Origin of the sequence: Haloferula sp., from assembly GCF_049672945.1 — a bacterium.
Lineage (GTDB): Bacteria > Verrucomicrobiota > Verrucomicrobiia > Verrucomicrobiales > Akkermansiaceae > Haloferula.
Genome location: NZ_JBATWY010000058.1, coordinates 1 through 15077, shown reverse-complemented (window position 1 = coordinate 15077; position 15077 = coordinate 1). Strand labels below are relative to the sequence as shown.

Sequence of the window (15077 nt, the reverse complement as noted above, 5' to 3'; positions counted from 1 at the left end):
CTCAGCTACCACGATAGGTGGAGTAGGACCAGGGGCTGCAGAGTAGCGGGATGTGGTAGCTCTGATCCGGACTGACGGTGAAATGGATGGGAACCTCGTCGAGGAAGGGTGAGTCGACTCCTTGGGCGCGGAAGTATTCGCCGACGGAAAAAACGAGCTGGTAGCGTCCTGCGGCGGGATTGGTAATGAGAGGAGAGTCACAGCGCCCGTCGTGATTGGTGGTGAAGTCCGCGAGGGGGGAATCATCATGGAACAGGCGGATCCTCACCCCGACAGCGGGTTTGCCCGAGGCGGTATCGAGGACGTGGGTGGTGATTTTCTCCATAAGCGGCATTTCAGCAGAATGGGTGCCGCGGAGCAAGAGGGCGTCCAGCAAGAAAATTGGAGCCGGATGGGATGCGATCTGCTATGATGGGGGATGATCGGAAAACAGTATCGAGCGAGTCTGCCGGAAGTGCGTCTGCCCTCGGGACGTGAGTTGGTGGAGAAACTGGATTTTCTGCGCCTGCCCAAAGTGCTCCTGCATGAGCATTTGGATGGCGGATTGAGGCCATCGACGGTGATCGAGCTTTCTCGGGAAGTGAAGTATGCCGGGCTGCCGACGGAAGACCCCGGGGAGTTGGCGAAGTGGTTTCATCGAGGGGCGCAGCGGGGTAATCTTTTGGAATACCTCGAGGGCTTTGCGCACACGATCGCGGTGATGCAGACGAAGGAGGGTCTTGAGCGGGTGGCGTATGAGTACATCGAAGACATGTTCAACGATGGGGTGATTCATACCGAGGTGCGTTTTGCGCCGGTCTTCCATACTCAGGCTGGCCTGAGCCAGGATGAGGTTGTGGAAACCGTGATCTCCGGACTGGAGCGCGGGCGGAAGGCGTTTGGGGTGACCTGGGGTTTGATCATTTGCGCGATGCGGGATCGTTCGGACTCGCTGGAAGCCGCGGAGCTGGCGATTCGTTGGCGGGATCAGGGAGTGGTGGGTTTCGACCTCGCGGGGGGTGAGGACGGCCATCCGCCGAAACGCCATCTGTCGGCGTTTCAGGCAATCAGTCGCGCCAATTTCAAGATCACGATTCACGCGGGCGAGGCCTTTGGGCCGGAGTCGATCTGGCAGGCATTGCAGTACTGCGGGGCGCACCGACTTGGTCACGGGACGCGCTTGCTAGATGACATTACCTTCAATAACGATGGAACGATGAAGCTGGGTGAGCTCGCGCAGTTCATTCTCGATCGCCGGGTTCCTTTGGAAATGTGTTTGTTGAGCAATGTGCACACGGGCGCATGCAAGACGGTGGAGGATCATCCTTTCCCGAAATTCTTCCGGGCGGGTTTCCGGGTGTTTTTGAATACGGACGACCGCCTGATGAGTGACACGGAAATGTCGAAGGAACTCGAGATCGCCGTGGATGCCTTTGACATGACCCTTTCGGACTTGCAGAAGATGACCGTGAATGCGGCGAAGAGCAGTTTCGGTCACTATGCCGAGCGGGTGGACCTGATCCATCGGCGCATCTTGCCAGGCTTTGCGGTGCTGTTTGCGGAGCTGACGGCGAAGTCGTTCGCGGAACAGGGGCGGGAGTGATGCCATCCGAAGGGACCATTCGCACTTTTTGATGGCGAAAGCCGGGGGGCCTGTGTGGAAATGCGGCCATGTGGGTTTGGGAAAAATTGTCGGCGTCCAAGTGGCTCGATGCGTGGGAAGAGCGTTTCCGCGGGAATTCGAATCTGGTGATCCATGTGCTCAAGGGCGGCAAGACGCTCCGGGTGGAGGTTTTTTGTGAGAAGCAGAAGGATGCCGAGGCGATCGTCGAAAGGTTTGGCGGGCGGGTGAAGCAGCTCAAGAGCACGGATTGGATGAAGCCGGCCCCCGTACCGCCGCCGCTGAAGATCCGGGATCGATTCGTGGTGACCCAGGAGGGTCGGCCGAAGGCCTTGAAGGCCTTGGAGAAGCAGTATCCCGGGAGGGAAGTGCTGAGTATTCCGCCGGAAATGGCTTTCGGCACCGGGGATCATGCCACAACTTCGACCTGTCTGCGCTTGCTGGTGGACGCCGCGAGAGAGCGCGAGGGCGGCTGGAGCTGTGCGGACTTGGGCTGTGGCACGGGATTGCTGGCGATTGCGGCGGGAAAGCTGGGTGCCGACCCGATCTTTGCCTGCGACTACGACCCCTTCGCCGTCACGGTGGCCGAGCGGAACTGCGCGCGGAGCGGGGTGTCAGGGGTGGAGATCAAGGAGCTGGATGTGCTGAAATGGAAGCCTGGAAAGAAGTACGATGTGGTGATGGCGAACATCTTCTCAACCGTTCTGGTTCAGGCATTTCCGGTGATTGCCAAGCTCTTGAAACCGGGTGGTGACCTGATTTTGTCGGGAATTCTAGCCACTCAGGCTTGGGATGTTTTCGAGGCGGGCGCCCGCAGTGGATTTGGATTTCCAACGGTGGTGAAGAAGGGGAAATGGGTCACCGCGAAGGGTGGCTGGATGAAGGATTTGGTCGATTGAGTGAGGATATTTCCGCCCAGCCCTTCAAAGCGCCTATTTCACTTGCGCCGATGGCGGGCGAGGTGCAGAAAAGCGGCCCGTTTCGCTGGGAGGGGTGACAAACATGGACTGTCGCTGCTTCAGGCGATTTCAAACATCACGCTCTCTCATGGACTCCATTTCATCTCGCATCGCCGAAGTTAATCCTTCCCTCACGCTCGCCGTCACCAATCAGGCCAAAGCCATGATCGCTCGTGGCGAAGAAGTCTACGGTCTGGCTGGCGGCGAACCGGACATCGATACTCCGGATCACATCAAGGCCGCCGGCATCGTCGCCATCCAGGAAGGCCGCACCAAATACACGCCTGCCGCCGGCATTCCCGAGCTTCGCAACGCCCTTTCCGCCAAGTTGATGGCTGACAACGATCTCGAGTATGATGCCAAGCAAATCTGCGTGACGGCGGGTGCCAAGATGGCCTGCTTCAATGCCATCCTCGCGATGGTGGAGGAAGGTGACGAAGTGATCATCCCATCTCCCTACTGGGTGAGTTATCCGGAAATGGTGCGTCTCGCTGGTGGCAAGCCGGTGATTGTCGAGACCAAGGAATCGAACGGCTGGAAAATGACTCCTGAGCAGTTCGAAGAAGCGATGACGCCTGCGACGAAGATGGTGGTTCTCAACTCACCTTCCAATCCGACGGGTGCCGTTTATACCGAGGAAGAGCTTCGTGCGATCGGTGAGGTGGCGCTTTACGAGGACATCGTGATCCTTTCCGATGAGATCTATGAAAAGCTCGTCTACGGCGAGGCGAAGCATGTCTCGATCGCTTCGCTCAGCAAGGAGCTCTACGACCTGACGATCACCGTCAATGGCTTCTCGAAGGCCTACTCGATGACCGGCTGGCGTCTTGGATACACGGCAGCTCCTCCGGCGATTGCCGAGGCGATCGACAAGATCCAGAGTCACACGGTTTCGAATGCCACCTCCTTCTGTCAGTATGCCGGTATCGCCGCGCTGCAGGGAGACCAGGCTTTCCTCGGTGACTTGCGCGCTGAGTACGATACCCGCCGTCAGTTCATGATGGCCCGTCTGCAGGCGATCCACAACGTGCGGGTGGTCGAGCCGAAAGGTGCGTTTTATTTCTTTGTCTACACCGGCCAGCTCGGCATCAAGTCCCAGAATCTCTGCGACAAGCTGCTGTCACGCTACAAGGTGGCGGCCGTTCCGGGCATTGCGTTCGGATACGATGAAGGGATTCGTCTCAGCTACTGCACGACGCTTGATGTGCTGAACGAAGGTCTGACGCGCTTTGAGCAATTCTGCCGCGAGCATTGAGTTGCCATTGATTTTGAAAAGCCCGGTTCCCGAGAGGGTGCCGGGCTTTTTTATGGCTCTTCGCATGAAGCTACGGCGAGCAGGCTGCCTTCGCTTCTCTCAGGGCTCGAAGGGATACTTCGGGGCAATGGTTGCCTGACAGTTCGGGCATTTGAGTGCTCCTGCGGTGACCATGTTTCGGCACTTGGGGCAGTGAAGGGGGCTGGCGACGATCTTGCCGTCCTCGGCCCCATCGCGTTTGTCGATTTCCCGGATCTTGCGTCGCAGGGCTTCGTCGCTGATGCCGGTCTCGGTCTGAAGGAGTTCGTAGAGGGCCTGATTGGCGAGGGCCATTTTGGTGACGAGACGGCGCAGTTGTTTGATCTCGTAGCCGAGGCTGGTGGTGTCGCCTTTCAGGTCGGACTGACGCTGGCTGATGTCGTTATACCTCGCTTGGTGGAAGATGTCGTCGAACATGATCAGGGTTGTTCTTCGTGTTCGATGCGGACTTGTTCGCTGCCGATGAGATCCTTCATGCGGGTGCGCAGGGCGGCGTCGACCACTTCAAGCACGCCGCTTCTTTCCGCTTCCTGTCGCATTTGCTGGCGGAGTTCGCGCAGCAGGGTCGCGCGGTCGGCAGCGGTGATGTCATTGGCCCAGCCGTCTTTTTCACTGAGGATGGTGAAGTCGATGAGTTCGACACCGAGGATCTGGGCTTCGGGAAAGCGGGCGACCGGCACGCCGTTTTCGACGGCAAGTGAGACGCCCGGTTTCAGCTTGTAGCCCGCCGTGACCCGGTAGTCGCCACGGGCGATGAGCTGCTTGGTGCCGGCGGGGAGGTATTTGAGCACGTAGCTCTCGTTCTCGAAGCTGCGCGTCGCCGACATCTTGAGTTCGAGCAGTGAGAGTTCGCTAATCTCATTTTGTTCGACGATTTCGGCACGTCCTTCGACGATTCTGGTATTGGAGTTGGTGAGAGCGCTCAGGACCTTGTCGAGGCCGTCGCTGATGCCGGAGGTGGTGCCCTTGACGCTCTGGTCGACGAGTCTCACGGCGAAGTAGCCGATGATGACGATTGCTGCCAGCAGGGTGATCCAGCGAACCGTCTTCCAAACTTCCTGATGATGGGCCATGGGCAGTGAACCTATCATGCTGCCTTGAGGATGCGATTGGATTTCCGGTCCAAACTTGGAACGCGGCAGAATTGGGAACAGGCGCGGCTTTTATACCTGCAAAGGGCGGGATTTCGGGTTAATCGAATGGCGATGTGGGAAGCGATCGGCGGTTGGGGTGGATGGGATGAAGTCGGCGCCGGAGGTGTCTGGCTGATGACGATCTGTCTCTTTGTGGTCGGTTTGGCAGGCTGTGTGGTGCCCGTAATTCCGGGTCACCTGATGATCCTGATGGGCGCGGTGGCTTATCGCTGGCTGTTGGGTGCGGAGTCCGGGCTCTCCTGGTGGACGGTTGGAGTGATCGGGTTGTTGTTGGTGGCTTCCCAGACATTCGAGTTCGTGAGTGGGGCGGCGGGATCCAAGTGGTTTGGTGGCACCAAGTGGGGATCCGGTGGGGCGATTGTCGGGGGGATTGTCGGGATGTTTTTCATGCCCTTTGGGTTGATTCTCGGACCCTTGCTGGGTGCCTATGCTTTCGAGGCGATGTTTGCCAAGCAGGAGCACAAACCGGCGATGGTGTCCGGGGTCGGATCAGCGGTCGGAACGATGGCCGGGCTGGTGGTGAAGATCCTGGTCGGGGTGGTGATGGTGGTTTGCTTCTTCTCGGACGTGTTTTTCATCCAGTGAACGGTGGAGAGAGGTCTTGCATCGTGGCGAGCGCAGGCTAGCTTTCGCGCGCCGCTCCCCGGGCGATCGCTGCTTTTTCCTTCGGGAAGAGGTCGAGGAAAGTCCGGACACCATAGGGCAGCGTGCCTCGTGAAAGCGAGGGACCGGGGTTTCAAAGCTCCGGGACGGAAAGTGCAGCAGAAAACACACCGCCGATGGCCCGCAAGGGATCAGGTAAGGTTGAAATGGTGGAGTAAGAGCCCACCGCGCCGAAGGTAACAACGGTGGCACGGTAAACCCCGCGCGGTGCAAGACAGAACAGAGGATGAGCTGCCCGCTCGCCAACCCTCGGGTAATAGTCGCCGCTCGCTTCGGCGGGCTCCCGCTTCGGCGGGGAGAGAAATGATCGTCGAATCCCGCAAAGGCGGGAGGAACAGAATCCGGCTTACAGGGGAGCGGCCGCTTTTTCCCAAGGAGTGGGGACTTGGAGTTCCCGAGGGTGGGTGTCTTTTGGTAAAGGGGGTGATTGGGGCGCGTGGCCTCCGTCGGGGATTGCAAATCTCCACTCCTTGCTAGGTAATCCGCCCGTCTTGAGTGAGCCCACCCCGATTCGTGCGGAAACGCCTTGGTTGATTCGTATTTCGAAGCACTTCGCTTCGTTCACGGACGAGATCATCAGCGACCTGGAGGCGAAGAAGGTAAAGGCGCTGGGTGAGGAATACTCATTGATCCAATGCCGCAACCCCTTGCGCCTGCACGGCACGGATGCCTCTCATTTCATCCGCTGGAATCTGCCCCTCGATCACACCTGGCCGTGCAACCCGCAGAAGATGGAAGGCTTCATCGAGAAGGCGGCCCAGACCCTTCATGACAAGTTTGCCGACAAGGGGCTGCAGGGGATCTTCATCGGTATCCTCGATCCGAGTGCGCGCGATGGTTATTACAAGGCGATGGCTGCGAACCTGAGAGGTCGCACTTTGCAGATTTTCGGAGATGAGGCGAAGGGATTTCGCGCAGTGGAAGAACAAGATGCAACGAAGCCCTCGCTCTTCTGCATGGTAGGGAAAGAAGGTTTGTTCTGCGGAATTCAAAGCCCGCAGGCATCGAATGGATTCTATCCTGGCGGCACGAAGTTCATCAGTCAGAAGGCCGACCACACCATCAGTCGGGCGGGTGCCAAGATTGCGGAAGCACTTCACTACCTGCCGCTTCATCGACCGATCCCTGAAGAAGGGGGGCACTGGCTTGAACTCGGAGCCTGTCCGGGCGGGATGAGTTCAGAGTTGTTAGAGCGCGGTTACGAAGTGACGGCGATTGATCGAGCGCCATTGGATGAGCGACTGGACAAGCATCGGGGGCTACACTTCATCAAAGCCGACGTGTCCGAATTCGAACCGTCGTCGCGTGCGAGTTTCGATGCCCTGCTGTGCGACATGAACGGCGAAACCCGGGTCGCGCTGGCGCAGGTGATCCGGCTTTCGAAAAGCCTGAAGCCCGGAGGTCTGGTGGTTTTCACGCTGAAAACCGCCGGCGTCGAGAGCTACGTGGAGATCAATGACCACTTCAAGGCGGCGCTGGATCAGGCGGTGAACGGCTGGCTGAAATTGATCGCCGTGACCCACCTGACATACAATCGGCAGGAATTCACCTTGTTCTTCGAGCGAAAGCGAGGAGCTCAGCCCGAGAAAGGCGGCGGGCAGGGACCGGGAGGATTCTGGTGATTCGAGGGTGAAATGAAAATTCGACGAGTCTGCTTTTCCAGAGTATCGGTCCCGCCATGTGGCGGCTTGTGGCGATTTTGCTCGGTCTGACCGCCCCATTGGGAGCGGTCGGTTTGAGGGTGGTGACCTTCAATATCGAGACCCATCGCAATTCGAGCGGTTGGCCGGACTATGCTCTGGATAATCCAAGCTCGATGGATTTCACCAGTGTCGCGAGGATTCTCGAACGGATCGATGCCGACGTGGTGGCACTTCAGGAAGTCCATACCTCCGACTGGAATGAGGGCGATGTGGCGGCTCTGGGAAACCAGCTCGGTCTGCCTCATCGGTTCATTGGGTCGAACTCAGGAAACTTCGATTCGAGCCTCCGTGTCGTCTTTCTGTCGCGCTACCCGTTCTCATTCACCGATTCGATCATGTCTCCGCCCGGTGCGAAGGAGATCGCAAGGCACTGCCCGGTGGTCGTGGTCGATGTGCCGGGAACTTCCCGGGACCCGCTGCTGATCTCCGCTCACATCAAGGCAGGCACGGGAACGGCTGACCGCTTTCGGAAAGCCATCGAAATGCAGCGGCTGGTGAAATATTTCAATGAAACGGGTGTCGAGGCATCGGACAATTTCATTCTCCTTGGGGACTTCAACCCATCGGGAGCGAACCGGACTTATACCTCGGCTCCGTCCGGATTGCCGAACACCTTTGTCCTGGGATCAGACATTACATTTCCGGTCACCTTTTCGGGCAACATGCTGTCCTATTTCTCGGGTCTGGTGCCGACACTGCTCGACCCCAGGCAGTTGAATGGTTCAGCCGCGACTTTTGAATTCGGTCAGACGCTTGATCTTTTCCTGGTGTCGCCAGCTTTGGCGGGTCGGCCCTATGGTGCCGAAATTTATCGATCGTCTCTTGATGACTCGAACTCGACAGGACTTCCCAAATCGGGTGCGCCTCTGAATGACAACAGTTCTTCGATCGCATCCGATCACTATGCGGTGTTCGCGGATTTCGAACTCGATCAGGATTTCTCGGATCTGAGCCTTGCGGTTTCGTCGGCTTCGATTGTCGAAGGCAGTCCCGCCTCCTCGGTGCAGTTGACGGCAACACTACCCGGAACGGCAGCTTCCCCGGTGGAGATCACGTTTTCATCGGACAATCCAGGCGTCGCATTCCCAGTGGATGCTGTCGTGACGATTCCGGTCGGTGGGAGCAGCGCCAGCACGACCATCAGCACTTCAAGAAACTATCTCGTTGATGGAACTCGGAGTGTGATCTTTGAGGCCTCTTCCTCAGGTTACGATTCCGCCATGACCGGCTTCAATGTGCTGGATGCCGACGGGCCCTACGTTTTCACCGCGGCGGGTGAAACGATCAGTGAGACCTTTGACGGCTTTGCAGGAAATCAGGATCCGGCCCCTTGGACATCCAATACTTCGGGATGGCAAGGAAGCGATGACGGCAGCTCGGGAGTCGGCGGAGCTCGTTCCTACGGTGTTGGCGGCGATGATTCGCTTGGGTATCTGGCGGATGGAGGGGAGCTGGTGGCGAATGTCAATTTCATCAACCAGTCCGAGGATCCTCTAGGCATTCTCGAGATCGGGTATCAGGCCGAGCAATGGCGTTCTGCAATGAATGGCAGCGCCGATCGAATTACGGTCGACCTCGTAGTGGAGGGCGTCGTGACACCACTCGGCCCACTGTCATTTGATGCCCGGATGGATTTGCCCAGCGGACCGGCCTCCTATGTGGAATCGAAGTTGGTTCGTGTCGATCAACTGGCAATCGCACCGGGTGAAGACTTTTCCCTGCGTTTCACGATTTCACCCGGGGCCGGATCGGGTGTTCTGCCAGCGGATGTTTTCATCAACGAGTTCCACTATGACAACTTCAGTGACGATGTCGGGGAGTTCGTGGAGATTGTCGTCGGTCCCGGGTTTACAGGAGAGCTTTCAGGGGTGGAGTTGGTTTTCTATAACGGAAACAATGGCGCGGAGGGCGCTCGTCACGGTCTCGACAGCTTCACACTAGGAACTACCACCAGCTCGGGTCATCGGGTGTATTCGAAGCTGATTTCCGGCATCCAAAACGGGAGTCCGGATGGTTTTGCCTTGGTCGTCGAAGGGGTGGCGACGAGTTTCCTTTCCTACGAGGGCAGCTTCATGGCCGTCGATGGCCCGGCCAGCGGGATGACCTCGATGGATGTCGGCGTATCACAAGGGACGAACGATCAAGCCGGAACGAACGCCATTGGTCTGGTGGGAACGGGAGGATCTTCATTGGACTTCACCTGGCAGAAGATTTCCGGCTCCCACAGTCCTGGAGCGGTGAATGCCGGACAGACTTTGATGCTTCCTGGCCTGCCACCGCAAGGTCTGGCGATCGACGATCTGATGGTGACTTTCGTTTCCGATTATGACGGTGACGGACTCGCTGATGACGAGGATGGTGATGACGACAATGACGGTCAGACGGATGACTTCGAGTTGGCCTTTGGTTCGGATCCCTTGGATAGGGCCTCAGTCTTCAGGACGAGTTTTGATGGCGGAATGCTCTCATTTCCTGGCTCTGAGGGGATCCTCTACACGGTGGAATGGTGTGATGATCTGGTCGGCTGGGAAACGCTTTCGAGCCATCTTGGAGAAGGTGCCGATATCACCGTGGAACTGCCAGCTGGTGAGACACGGGCGTTCTTCCGAGTCAGGGCAGGAGAATAGCTGAGCCTTGGAAACGGGCACGAAAAAGCCGGACGGTTTCCCGTCCGGCTTCGTGATTGGATGTGACAACTCGACGTTGTCACGCGGCTGATTACATCATGCCGCCCATGCCGCCCATGCCACCACCGTGGTCATGGCCGTGACCGGCTTCTTCCTTCTCCGGAAGATCGGTGATGATGCATTCGGTGGTGAGGAGCAGACCGGAGATCGAGGCCGCGTTCTGCAGGGCAGAACGGGTCACCTTGGTCGGGTCAACCACACCGGAAGCGATGAGGTCTTCGTAGGTGTCGGTGGCGACGTTGTAGCCGAAACCGTCAGGATTGTTCTTCACCTTCTCGACGATAAGCGCGCCTTCGCGGCCGGCGTTTGCGGCAAGCTGGCGAAGCGGAGCTTCGACGGCTTTGGCAACAATGCCCATGCCGGTGCGTTCGTCGTCATTCGAGGCAAGATCCGCATCGCTGCTGTCTAGCGAAAGCTTCAGCGCACGGATGAGCGCGGTGCCACCACCTGGGACGATGCCTTCTTCCACTGCTGCGCGGGTCGCGTGAAGAGCGTCTTCAACGCGTGCCTTCTTCTCCTTCATCTCGGTTTCGGTGGCAGCACCGACGTTGATGACGGCCACACCGCCTGCGAGCTTGGCAAGACGCTCCTGGAGCTTCTCGCGGTCGTAATCGCTGGTGGTTTCTTCGATCTGACGGCGGATCTGGTTGACGCGGCCGGTGATCGCTTCGGAAGTGCCGGCACCTTCAACGAGGGTGGTGGCTTCCTTGGTGATGGTGACGCGCTTGGCTTCGCCGAGGTCGTCGAGCTCAACGGAGTCGAGCTTGATGCCGAGGTCCTCGGTGATGACCTTGCCGCCGGTAAGGATGGCGAGATCTTCGAGCATCGCCTTGCGACGATCGCCGAATCCAGGTGCCTTGACGGCAGCGATGTTGAGGATGCCGCGGAGCTTGTTCACCACGAGGGTGGCAAGAGCTTCACCTTCCACATCTTCTGCGATCACGATGAGAGGACGACCCGTTTTGGCGACCTTCTCGAGCAGAGGAAGCATGTCCTTCAGGTTCGAGATCTTCTTCTCGTGGATAAGCAGGTAGGCGTTGTCGAGGTTGGCTTCCATGGTCTCCGCATCGGTCACGAAGTATGGGGAGAGGTAACCCTTGTCGAACTGCATGCCTTCGACGACGTCGAGCGTGGTTTCGATGCCCTTGGCTTCTTCCACGGTGATGGTGCCGTCCTTGCCGACCTTGTCCATGGCCTCGGCAATGATGGTGCCGATGGTTTCGTCCCAGTTGGCCGAAACGGTGGCAACCTGGGCGATTTCCTTGGTGTCGTTGACCTGCTTGGAGATCTCGGCGAGTTTGGCGACGATCGACTCGGTCGCCTTCATGATGCCGCGCTGGAGCGAGATCGGGTTGGCGCCGGCAGTCACGTTGCGAAGACCTTCCTTGTAGATGGCTTCCGCAAGTACGGTGGCTGTCGTCGTTCCGTCACCAGCAATGTCGGAAGTCTTCGAGGAGACTTCGCGAACGAGTTGGGCACCCATGTTTTCGTAAGGATCTTCGAGTTCGATTTCCTTGGCAACCGAGACACCGTCCTTGGTGATGGTTGGGGAACCGAACTTCTTGTCGAGGATCACGTTGCGACCGGCTGGTCCCAAGGTGGCCTTGACGGCTTTAGCGATTTTCTCGACGCCACGAAGCAGGGCGTGACGAGCGGCTTCGTCGAATTGGAGTTGTTTGGCCATGATAGTTTAAATGGTATTGATTGAATGTTTGATGGGTTGTTTCTCAGGAAACGATGCCGAGGATGTCGGACTCCGACATGATGAGCAGTTCTTCTCCGCCGACTTTGACTTCAGTGCCGCCGTACTTGGAGATCAGCACCTTGTCACCGACCTTGACGGCGAACTCGATGGTCTTGCCATCGTCGTCCTTGCCGCCGGTGCCGAGGCTGACGACTTCTGCTTCCTGGGGTTTCTCCTGCGCGGTGTCCGGGAGGGCGATGCCGCCAGCGGAAAGGGCTTCGGCAGCGAGACGCTTCACCAGAACGCGTTGACCGAGTGGTTGGATGTTAGCCATGTGTTTGTTGTCTATTTGTGTTGTTTGTTGGTTGGAATGCCGCCCCGCTCACGCGGGGCGGAAAGTATTCAGTCGACGACTTCAGCGTCCACGACCTTGCCCTTGGCCTTCTTCGGCTCGTCGGACTCGGAGTCTTCGGGCATCTCACCGTCGGGCGTTGCGGCACCGCCGTTTGCGCCAGCGGCTCCTGCCGCCGCTTGCGCGGCTTGTGCAAGGTCCTGAAGAGCGGCTTCCAGTGTGCTGGTCGCCGTCTTGATCTGCTCGAGGTTATCGCTCTTGAGAGCTTCCTTGAGTGCGTCGACCTTGGCTTGGATGCCGGCCTTGATTTCTTCCGGTGCTTCCGCTGGAAGTTCGGAAATTTGTTTCTCGACCTGGAAGACCAACTGCTCGGCCTTGTTCTTGGTGTCGACGGCTTCGACGCGGATCTTGTCCTCCTCGGCATGGGCTTCAGCTTCCTGCCTGGCCTTCTCGATTTCCTCCTTGGAAAGGCCGGACGATCCCTGGATGGAGATCTTTTGTTCCTTGCCGGACTGCTTGTCCTTGGCAGAGACGTGGAGGATACCGTTCGCATCGATGTCGAAGGTCACTTCGATTTGTGGCTCACCGCGGCGTGCGGCAGAGATGCCGTCGAGACGGAAGTTTCCGAGCAGCTTGTTGTCGTTGAACATCGGGCGCTCTCCCTGGCAGATGCGAATATCGACGGCAGGCTGATTGTCCGAAGCAGTCGAGAAGATCTGCGATTTCTTGGCCGGGATCGTGGTGTTACGCTCGATCATCGGAGTGGCACGTGAGCCTTCGGTTTCGATCGAAAGGCTGAGCGGGGTGACGTCGAGAAGAAGCACGTCCTTGACGTCGCCCTGCAGCACGCCGCCTTGAATCGAGGCACCGATGGCAACCACTTCGTCCGGATTCACTCCGCGGTGAGGTTCCTTGCCAGCGAGGGCCTTGGCGGTTTCGAACACCTTGGGCATGCGGGTCATGCCGCCCACGAGCACCAGCTCGTTGATCTCCGAGGAGCTGACACCGGCTTCCTTGAGACAGTCGGTGACCGGCTTTTTGGTGCGTTCGAAAAGACCATCGGTCAGCTGCTCGAGTTTCGAACGGCTGAGCGAAAGCTGAATGTGCTTCGGACCGTTCTGATCGGCTGTGATGAACGGAAGGCTGATGTCGTAGGACTGGGTCGAGGAAAGCGCGATCTTGGCTTTCTCGGCTTCTTCCTTGATCCGCTGAAGAGCATCGGGTTGACCGGAAAGATCGACACCTTGGTCCTTTTTGAATTCATCGACGATCCACTGAATGAGCGTGTTGTCCCAGTCGTCACCACCGAGTTGAGTGTCACCGTCGGTTGCGAGCACTTCGAAGACACCGTCACCGATTTCGAGGACGGAGATATCGAAAGTACCACCACCGAGGTCGTAAACCGCGATTTTTTCGTCCGACTTCTTATCGAGGCCGTAAGCGAGCGCTGCGGCGGTCGGTTCGTTGATGATGCGGCGAACGTTGAGGCCGGCGATTTCGCCTGCAGCCTTGGTGGCGTTCCGCTGGGAGTCGTTGAAGTAGGCAGGAACGGTGATCACCGCATCGGTGATGGTTTCACCGAGCTTGGCTTCAGCGTCGGCCTTGAGCTTGCCGAGGACCATGGCCGCGATCTCTTGCGGCGAGTAAGTTTTGGTTTCACCACCGGCTTCCACTTGGATGTGGGCGTCGCCATTTGAGGCTTCGACGATGGTGTAAGGCATCTTCTTGTCGGCCTCGGAAAGCTCCGAGAACTTGCGACCGATCAGGCGCTTCGCCGAGAAGATGGTGTTTTTCGGGTTCGTGACGGCCTGGCGTTTGGCGGCCTGACCGACGAGACGTTCGCCAGACTTGGTGAAAGCCACGACGGATGGAGTGGTGCGAGCACCTTCAGAGTTTTCGAGGACCGTTGGTTCACCGCCGTCCATGACAGCCATGCAGGAGTTGGTGGTTCCGAGGTCGATACCGAGAATCTTGGACATGAATCTTTGAGTAGTTGAGGTTGGATGGGTTGCGTTAGTTTTGGGCGCAATTTGCTGAAAATCACTTCGCAGGGCGTGTGCCACCAGTATCTATAGGTTATTCAAGTCGTTGATAATTAGAGATAAAAGAGTTTAACCCAAGCTTGGGGTCGAACCACCTGAGCTGTCGTTTGGGACAAGCTGTCACGCTTCATGTGGACAGCCTGTCTCAGCAGTGACAGCTTGGTTTCCGTTTCAAGCACGGCTGGGAGGAGCCTCGGGAATTTCCTTGGGTTCTACGCGAAATTCGCATTGCCAAGGTTGGGGGTGCTTCCCTAGGGTCCGCGCCTCCACCCAAGGACAGGTGTCAGAGTGGTCGAATGAGCACGCTTGGAAAGCGTGTGTGGCAGCAATGTCACCGTGGGTTCGAATCCCACCCTGTCCGCCAAACCCCTGATCCCGCACGCGGGGTCAGGGGTTTGGCGTTTCAGGAATGGGCCGAGAACGCTGACGAGCGAAGTGAGACGGGTTTGAAAGCAACTATGAGTTTCACGACCGAATTTCATTCCGGTCAACGGCCGCAAACTGGAATAGACGGTGCGCAGCGCTGTCAATTCCACCCTCTCGTCGCGTTTCGTTGAGGCTTCGAGAGGCAAGCCACCGGGCATGATCCTTGGGCATGATGCCGCCCGAAGAGGCCGAGGCTCCTTAAGTCACGACTTCTTTCTGAAGTTGCCTCGCGACGTAGAGTCGTTCGGCTTTGGGTGCGAGTTCGATTCCACGCATCGGTCGGGCACCGTGGCGGCGGGTGGCTGAAAAATGATCTCGGCAGGCGGCAAAGGCCTGTTCGACAAAGTCGCGGCTGCCGATGACGAGGCCGTCGGTGAAATAGCGCACGCGGCATCGAAGGTAGGTCGCCCAGTCGAGGCGGCCGCCCTTTTTGAGAACTCTCAGCGCGGTTTCTCGGGGGACTCGGTCTCTCGTCGCGGCTGTTCCGGGCCGGCTTTTCTCGCGGGCGAGTTG

12 protein-coding genes, 1 tRNA gene, 1 other RNA gene and 1 pseudogene are annotated in these 15077 nt (G+C 58.1%); 8 read left to right on the top strand and 7 right to left on the bottom strand.

Features of this window, described 5'->3' with window-relative positions; all coding sequences use genetic code 11:
- Position 1: 1 nt before the first annotated feature.
- On the bottom strand, positions 2 to 376 hold the full coding sequence (uraH, locus tag WBG04_RS05195; protein ID WP_424313316.1) for a hydroxyisourate hydrolase: 375 nt from the start codon (positions 374 to 376) through the stop codon (positions 2 to 4).
- A gap of 42 nt (positions 377 to 418) precedes the next feature.
- Between uraH and WBG04_RS05190 the strand changes: the two genes are divergently transcribed.
- The 3 genes from WBG04_RS05190 (at position 419) to WBG04_RS05180 (ending at position 3814) form a co-directional block, all read left to right on the top strand.
- Positions 419 to 1582 carry an adenosine deaminase gene (locus tag WBG04_RS05190; protein ID WP_424313315.1) on the top strand — a complete coding sequence of 388 codons (1164 nt, stop codon included), beginning with the start codon at positions 419 to 421 and terminating at the stop codon, positions 1580 to 1582.
- 68 nt (positions 1583 to 1650) lie between these two features.
- Positions 1651 to 2499, top strand: coding sequence for a 50S ribosomal protein L11 methyltransferase (locus WBG04_RS05185; protein ID WP_424313314.1), 849 nt, complete (start codon positions 1651 to 1653; stop codon positions 2497 to 2499).
- Positions 2500 to 2647: 148 nt separating this feature from the next.
- The gene (locus WBG04_RS05180) at positions 2648 to 3814 is read left to right on the top strand and encodes a pyridoxal phosphate-dependent aminotransferase (RefSeq protein ID WP_424313313.1); all 1167 of its coding nucleotides are present in this window, start codon (positions 2648 to 2650) and stop codon (positions 3812 to 3814) included.
- Between the two features lie 99 nt (positions 3815 to 3913).
- Here WBG04_RS05180 and WBG04_RS05175 read toward each other — a convergent pair whose 3' ends face one another.
- Both WBG04_RS05175 and WBG04_RS05170 read right to left on the bottom strand, forming a co-directional pair.
- On the bottom strand, positions 3914 to 4270 hold the full coding sequence (locus tag WBG04_RS05175; protein WP_424313312.1) for a hypothetical protein: 357 nt from the start codon (positions 4268 to 4270) through the stop codon (positions 3914 to 3916).
- Between the two features lie 2 nt (positions 4271 to 4272).
- Positions 4273 to 4926 (bottom strand): DUF4230 domain-containing protein, encoded by a 654-nt coding sequence (locus tag WBG04_RS05170; RefSeq protein WP_424313311.1) that lies wholly within the window; start codon positions 4924 to 4926, stop codon positions 4273 to 4275.
- 126 nt (positions 4927 to 5052) lie between these two features.
- Here WBG04_RS05170 and WBG04_RS05165 point away from each other — a divergent pair, with 126 nt between their 5' ends.
- The 4 genes from WBG04_RS05165 to WBG04_RS05150 all read left to right on the top strand — a co-directional run bounded on the left by WBG04_RS05165 (position 5053) and on the right by WBG04_RS05150 (position 10000).
- Positions 5053 to 5592, top strand: coding sequence for a DUF456 domain-containing protein (locus WBG04_RS05165; protein WP_424313310.1), 540 nt, complete (start codon positions 5053 to 5055; stop codon positions 5590 to 5592).
- A gap of 50 nt (positions 5593 to 5642) precedes the next feature.
- An RNA gene (gene rnpB / locus WBG04_RS05160) (RNase P RNA component class A) lies at positions 5643 to 6035 on the top strand.
- Between the two features lie 126 nt (positions 6036 to 6161).
- On the top strand, positions 6162 to 7292 hold the full coding sequence (locus tag WBG04_RS05155) for an SAM-dependent methyltransferase (protein ID WP_424313309.1): 1131 nt from the start codon (positions 6162 to 6164) through the stop codon (positions 7290 to 7292).
- A 56-nt stretch (positions 7293 to 7348) separates the two neighbouring features.
- A complete protein-coding gene (locus WBG04_RS05150) occupies positions 7349 to 10000 on the top strand; it encodes an endonuclease/exonuclease/phosphatase family protein (RefSeq protein ID WP_424313308.1) in 2652 nt (883 codons plus the stop codon).
- A gap of 91 nt (positions 10001 to 10091) precedes the next feature.
- Here WBG04_RS05150 and groL read toward each other — a convergent pair whose 3' ends face one another.
- The 3 genes from groL to dnaK all read right to left on the bottom strand — a co-directional run bounded on the left by groL (position 10092) and on the right by dnaK (position 14075).
- Positions 10092 to 11747, bottom strand: a complete 1656-nt coding sequence (gene groL, locus WBG04_RS05145) for a chaperonin GroEL (RefSeq protein WP_424313353.1) — start codon at positions 11745 to 11747, stop codon at positions 10092 to 10094.
- Between the two features lie 40 nt (positions 11748 to 11787).
- On the bottom strand, positions 11788 to 12078 hold the full coding sequence (locus WBG04_RS05140; protein ID WP_424313307.1) for a co-chaperone GroES: 291 nt from the start codon (positions 12076 to 12078) through the stop codon (positions 11788 to 11790).
- A 68-nt stretch (positions 12079 to 12146) separates the two neighbouring features.
- Positions 12147 to 14075, bottom strand: coding sequence for a molecular chaperone DnaK (dnaK, locus tag WBG04_RS05135; RefSeq protein ID WP_424313306.1), 1929 nt, complete (start codon positions 14073 to 14075; stop codon positions 12147 to 12149).
- Positions 14076 to 14412: 337 nt separating this feature from the next.
- On the opposite strand from dnaK, the gene WBG04_RS05130 reads away from it, so the two are divergent.
- Positions 14413 to 14502 (top strand) — tRNA-Ser (locus WBG04_RS05130).
- Positions 14503 to 14762: 260 nt separating this feature from the next.
- Here WBG04_RS05130 and WBG04_RS05125 read toward each other — a convergent pair.
- Positions 14763 to 15077 (bottom strand): annotated as a pseudogene (locus WBG04_RS05125) (hypothetical protein); the annotation flags it as partial.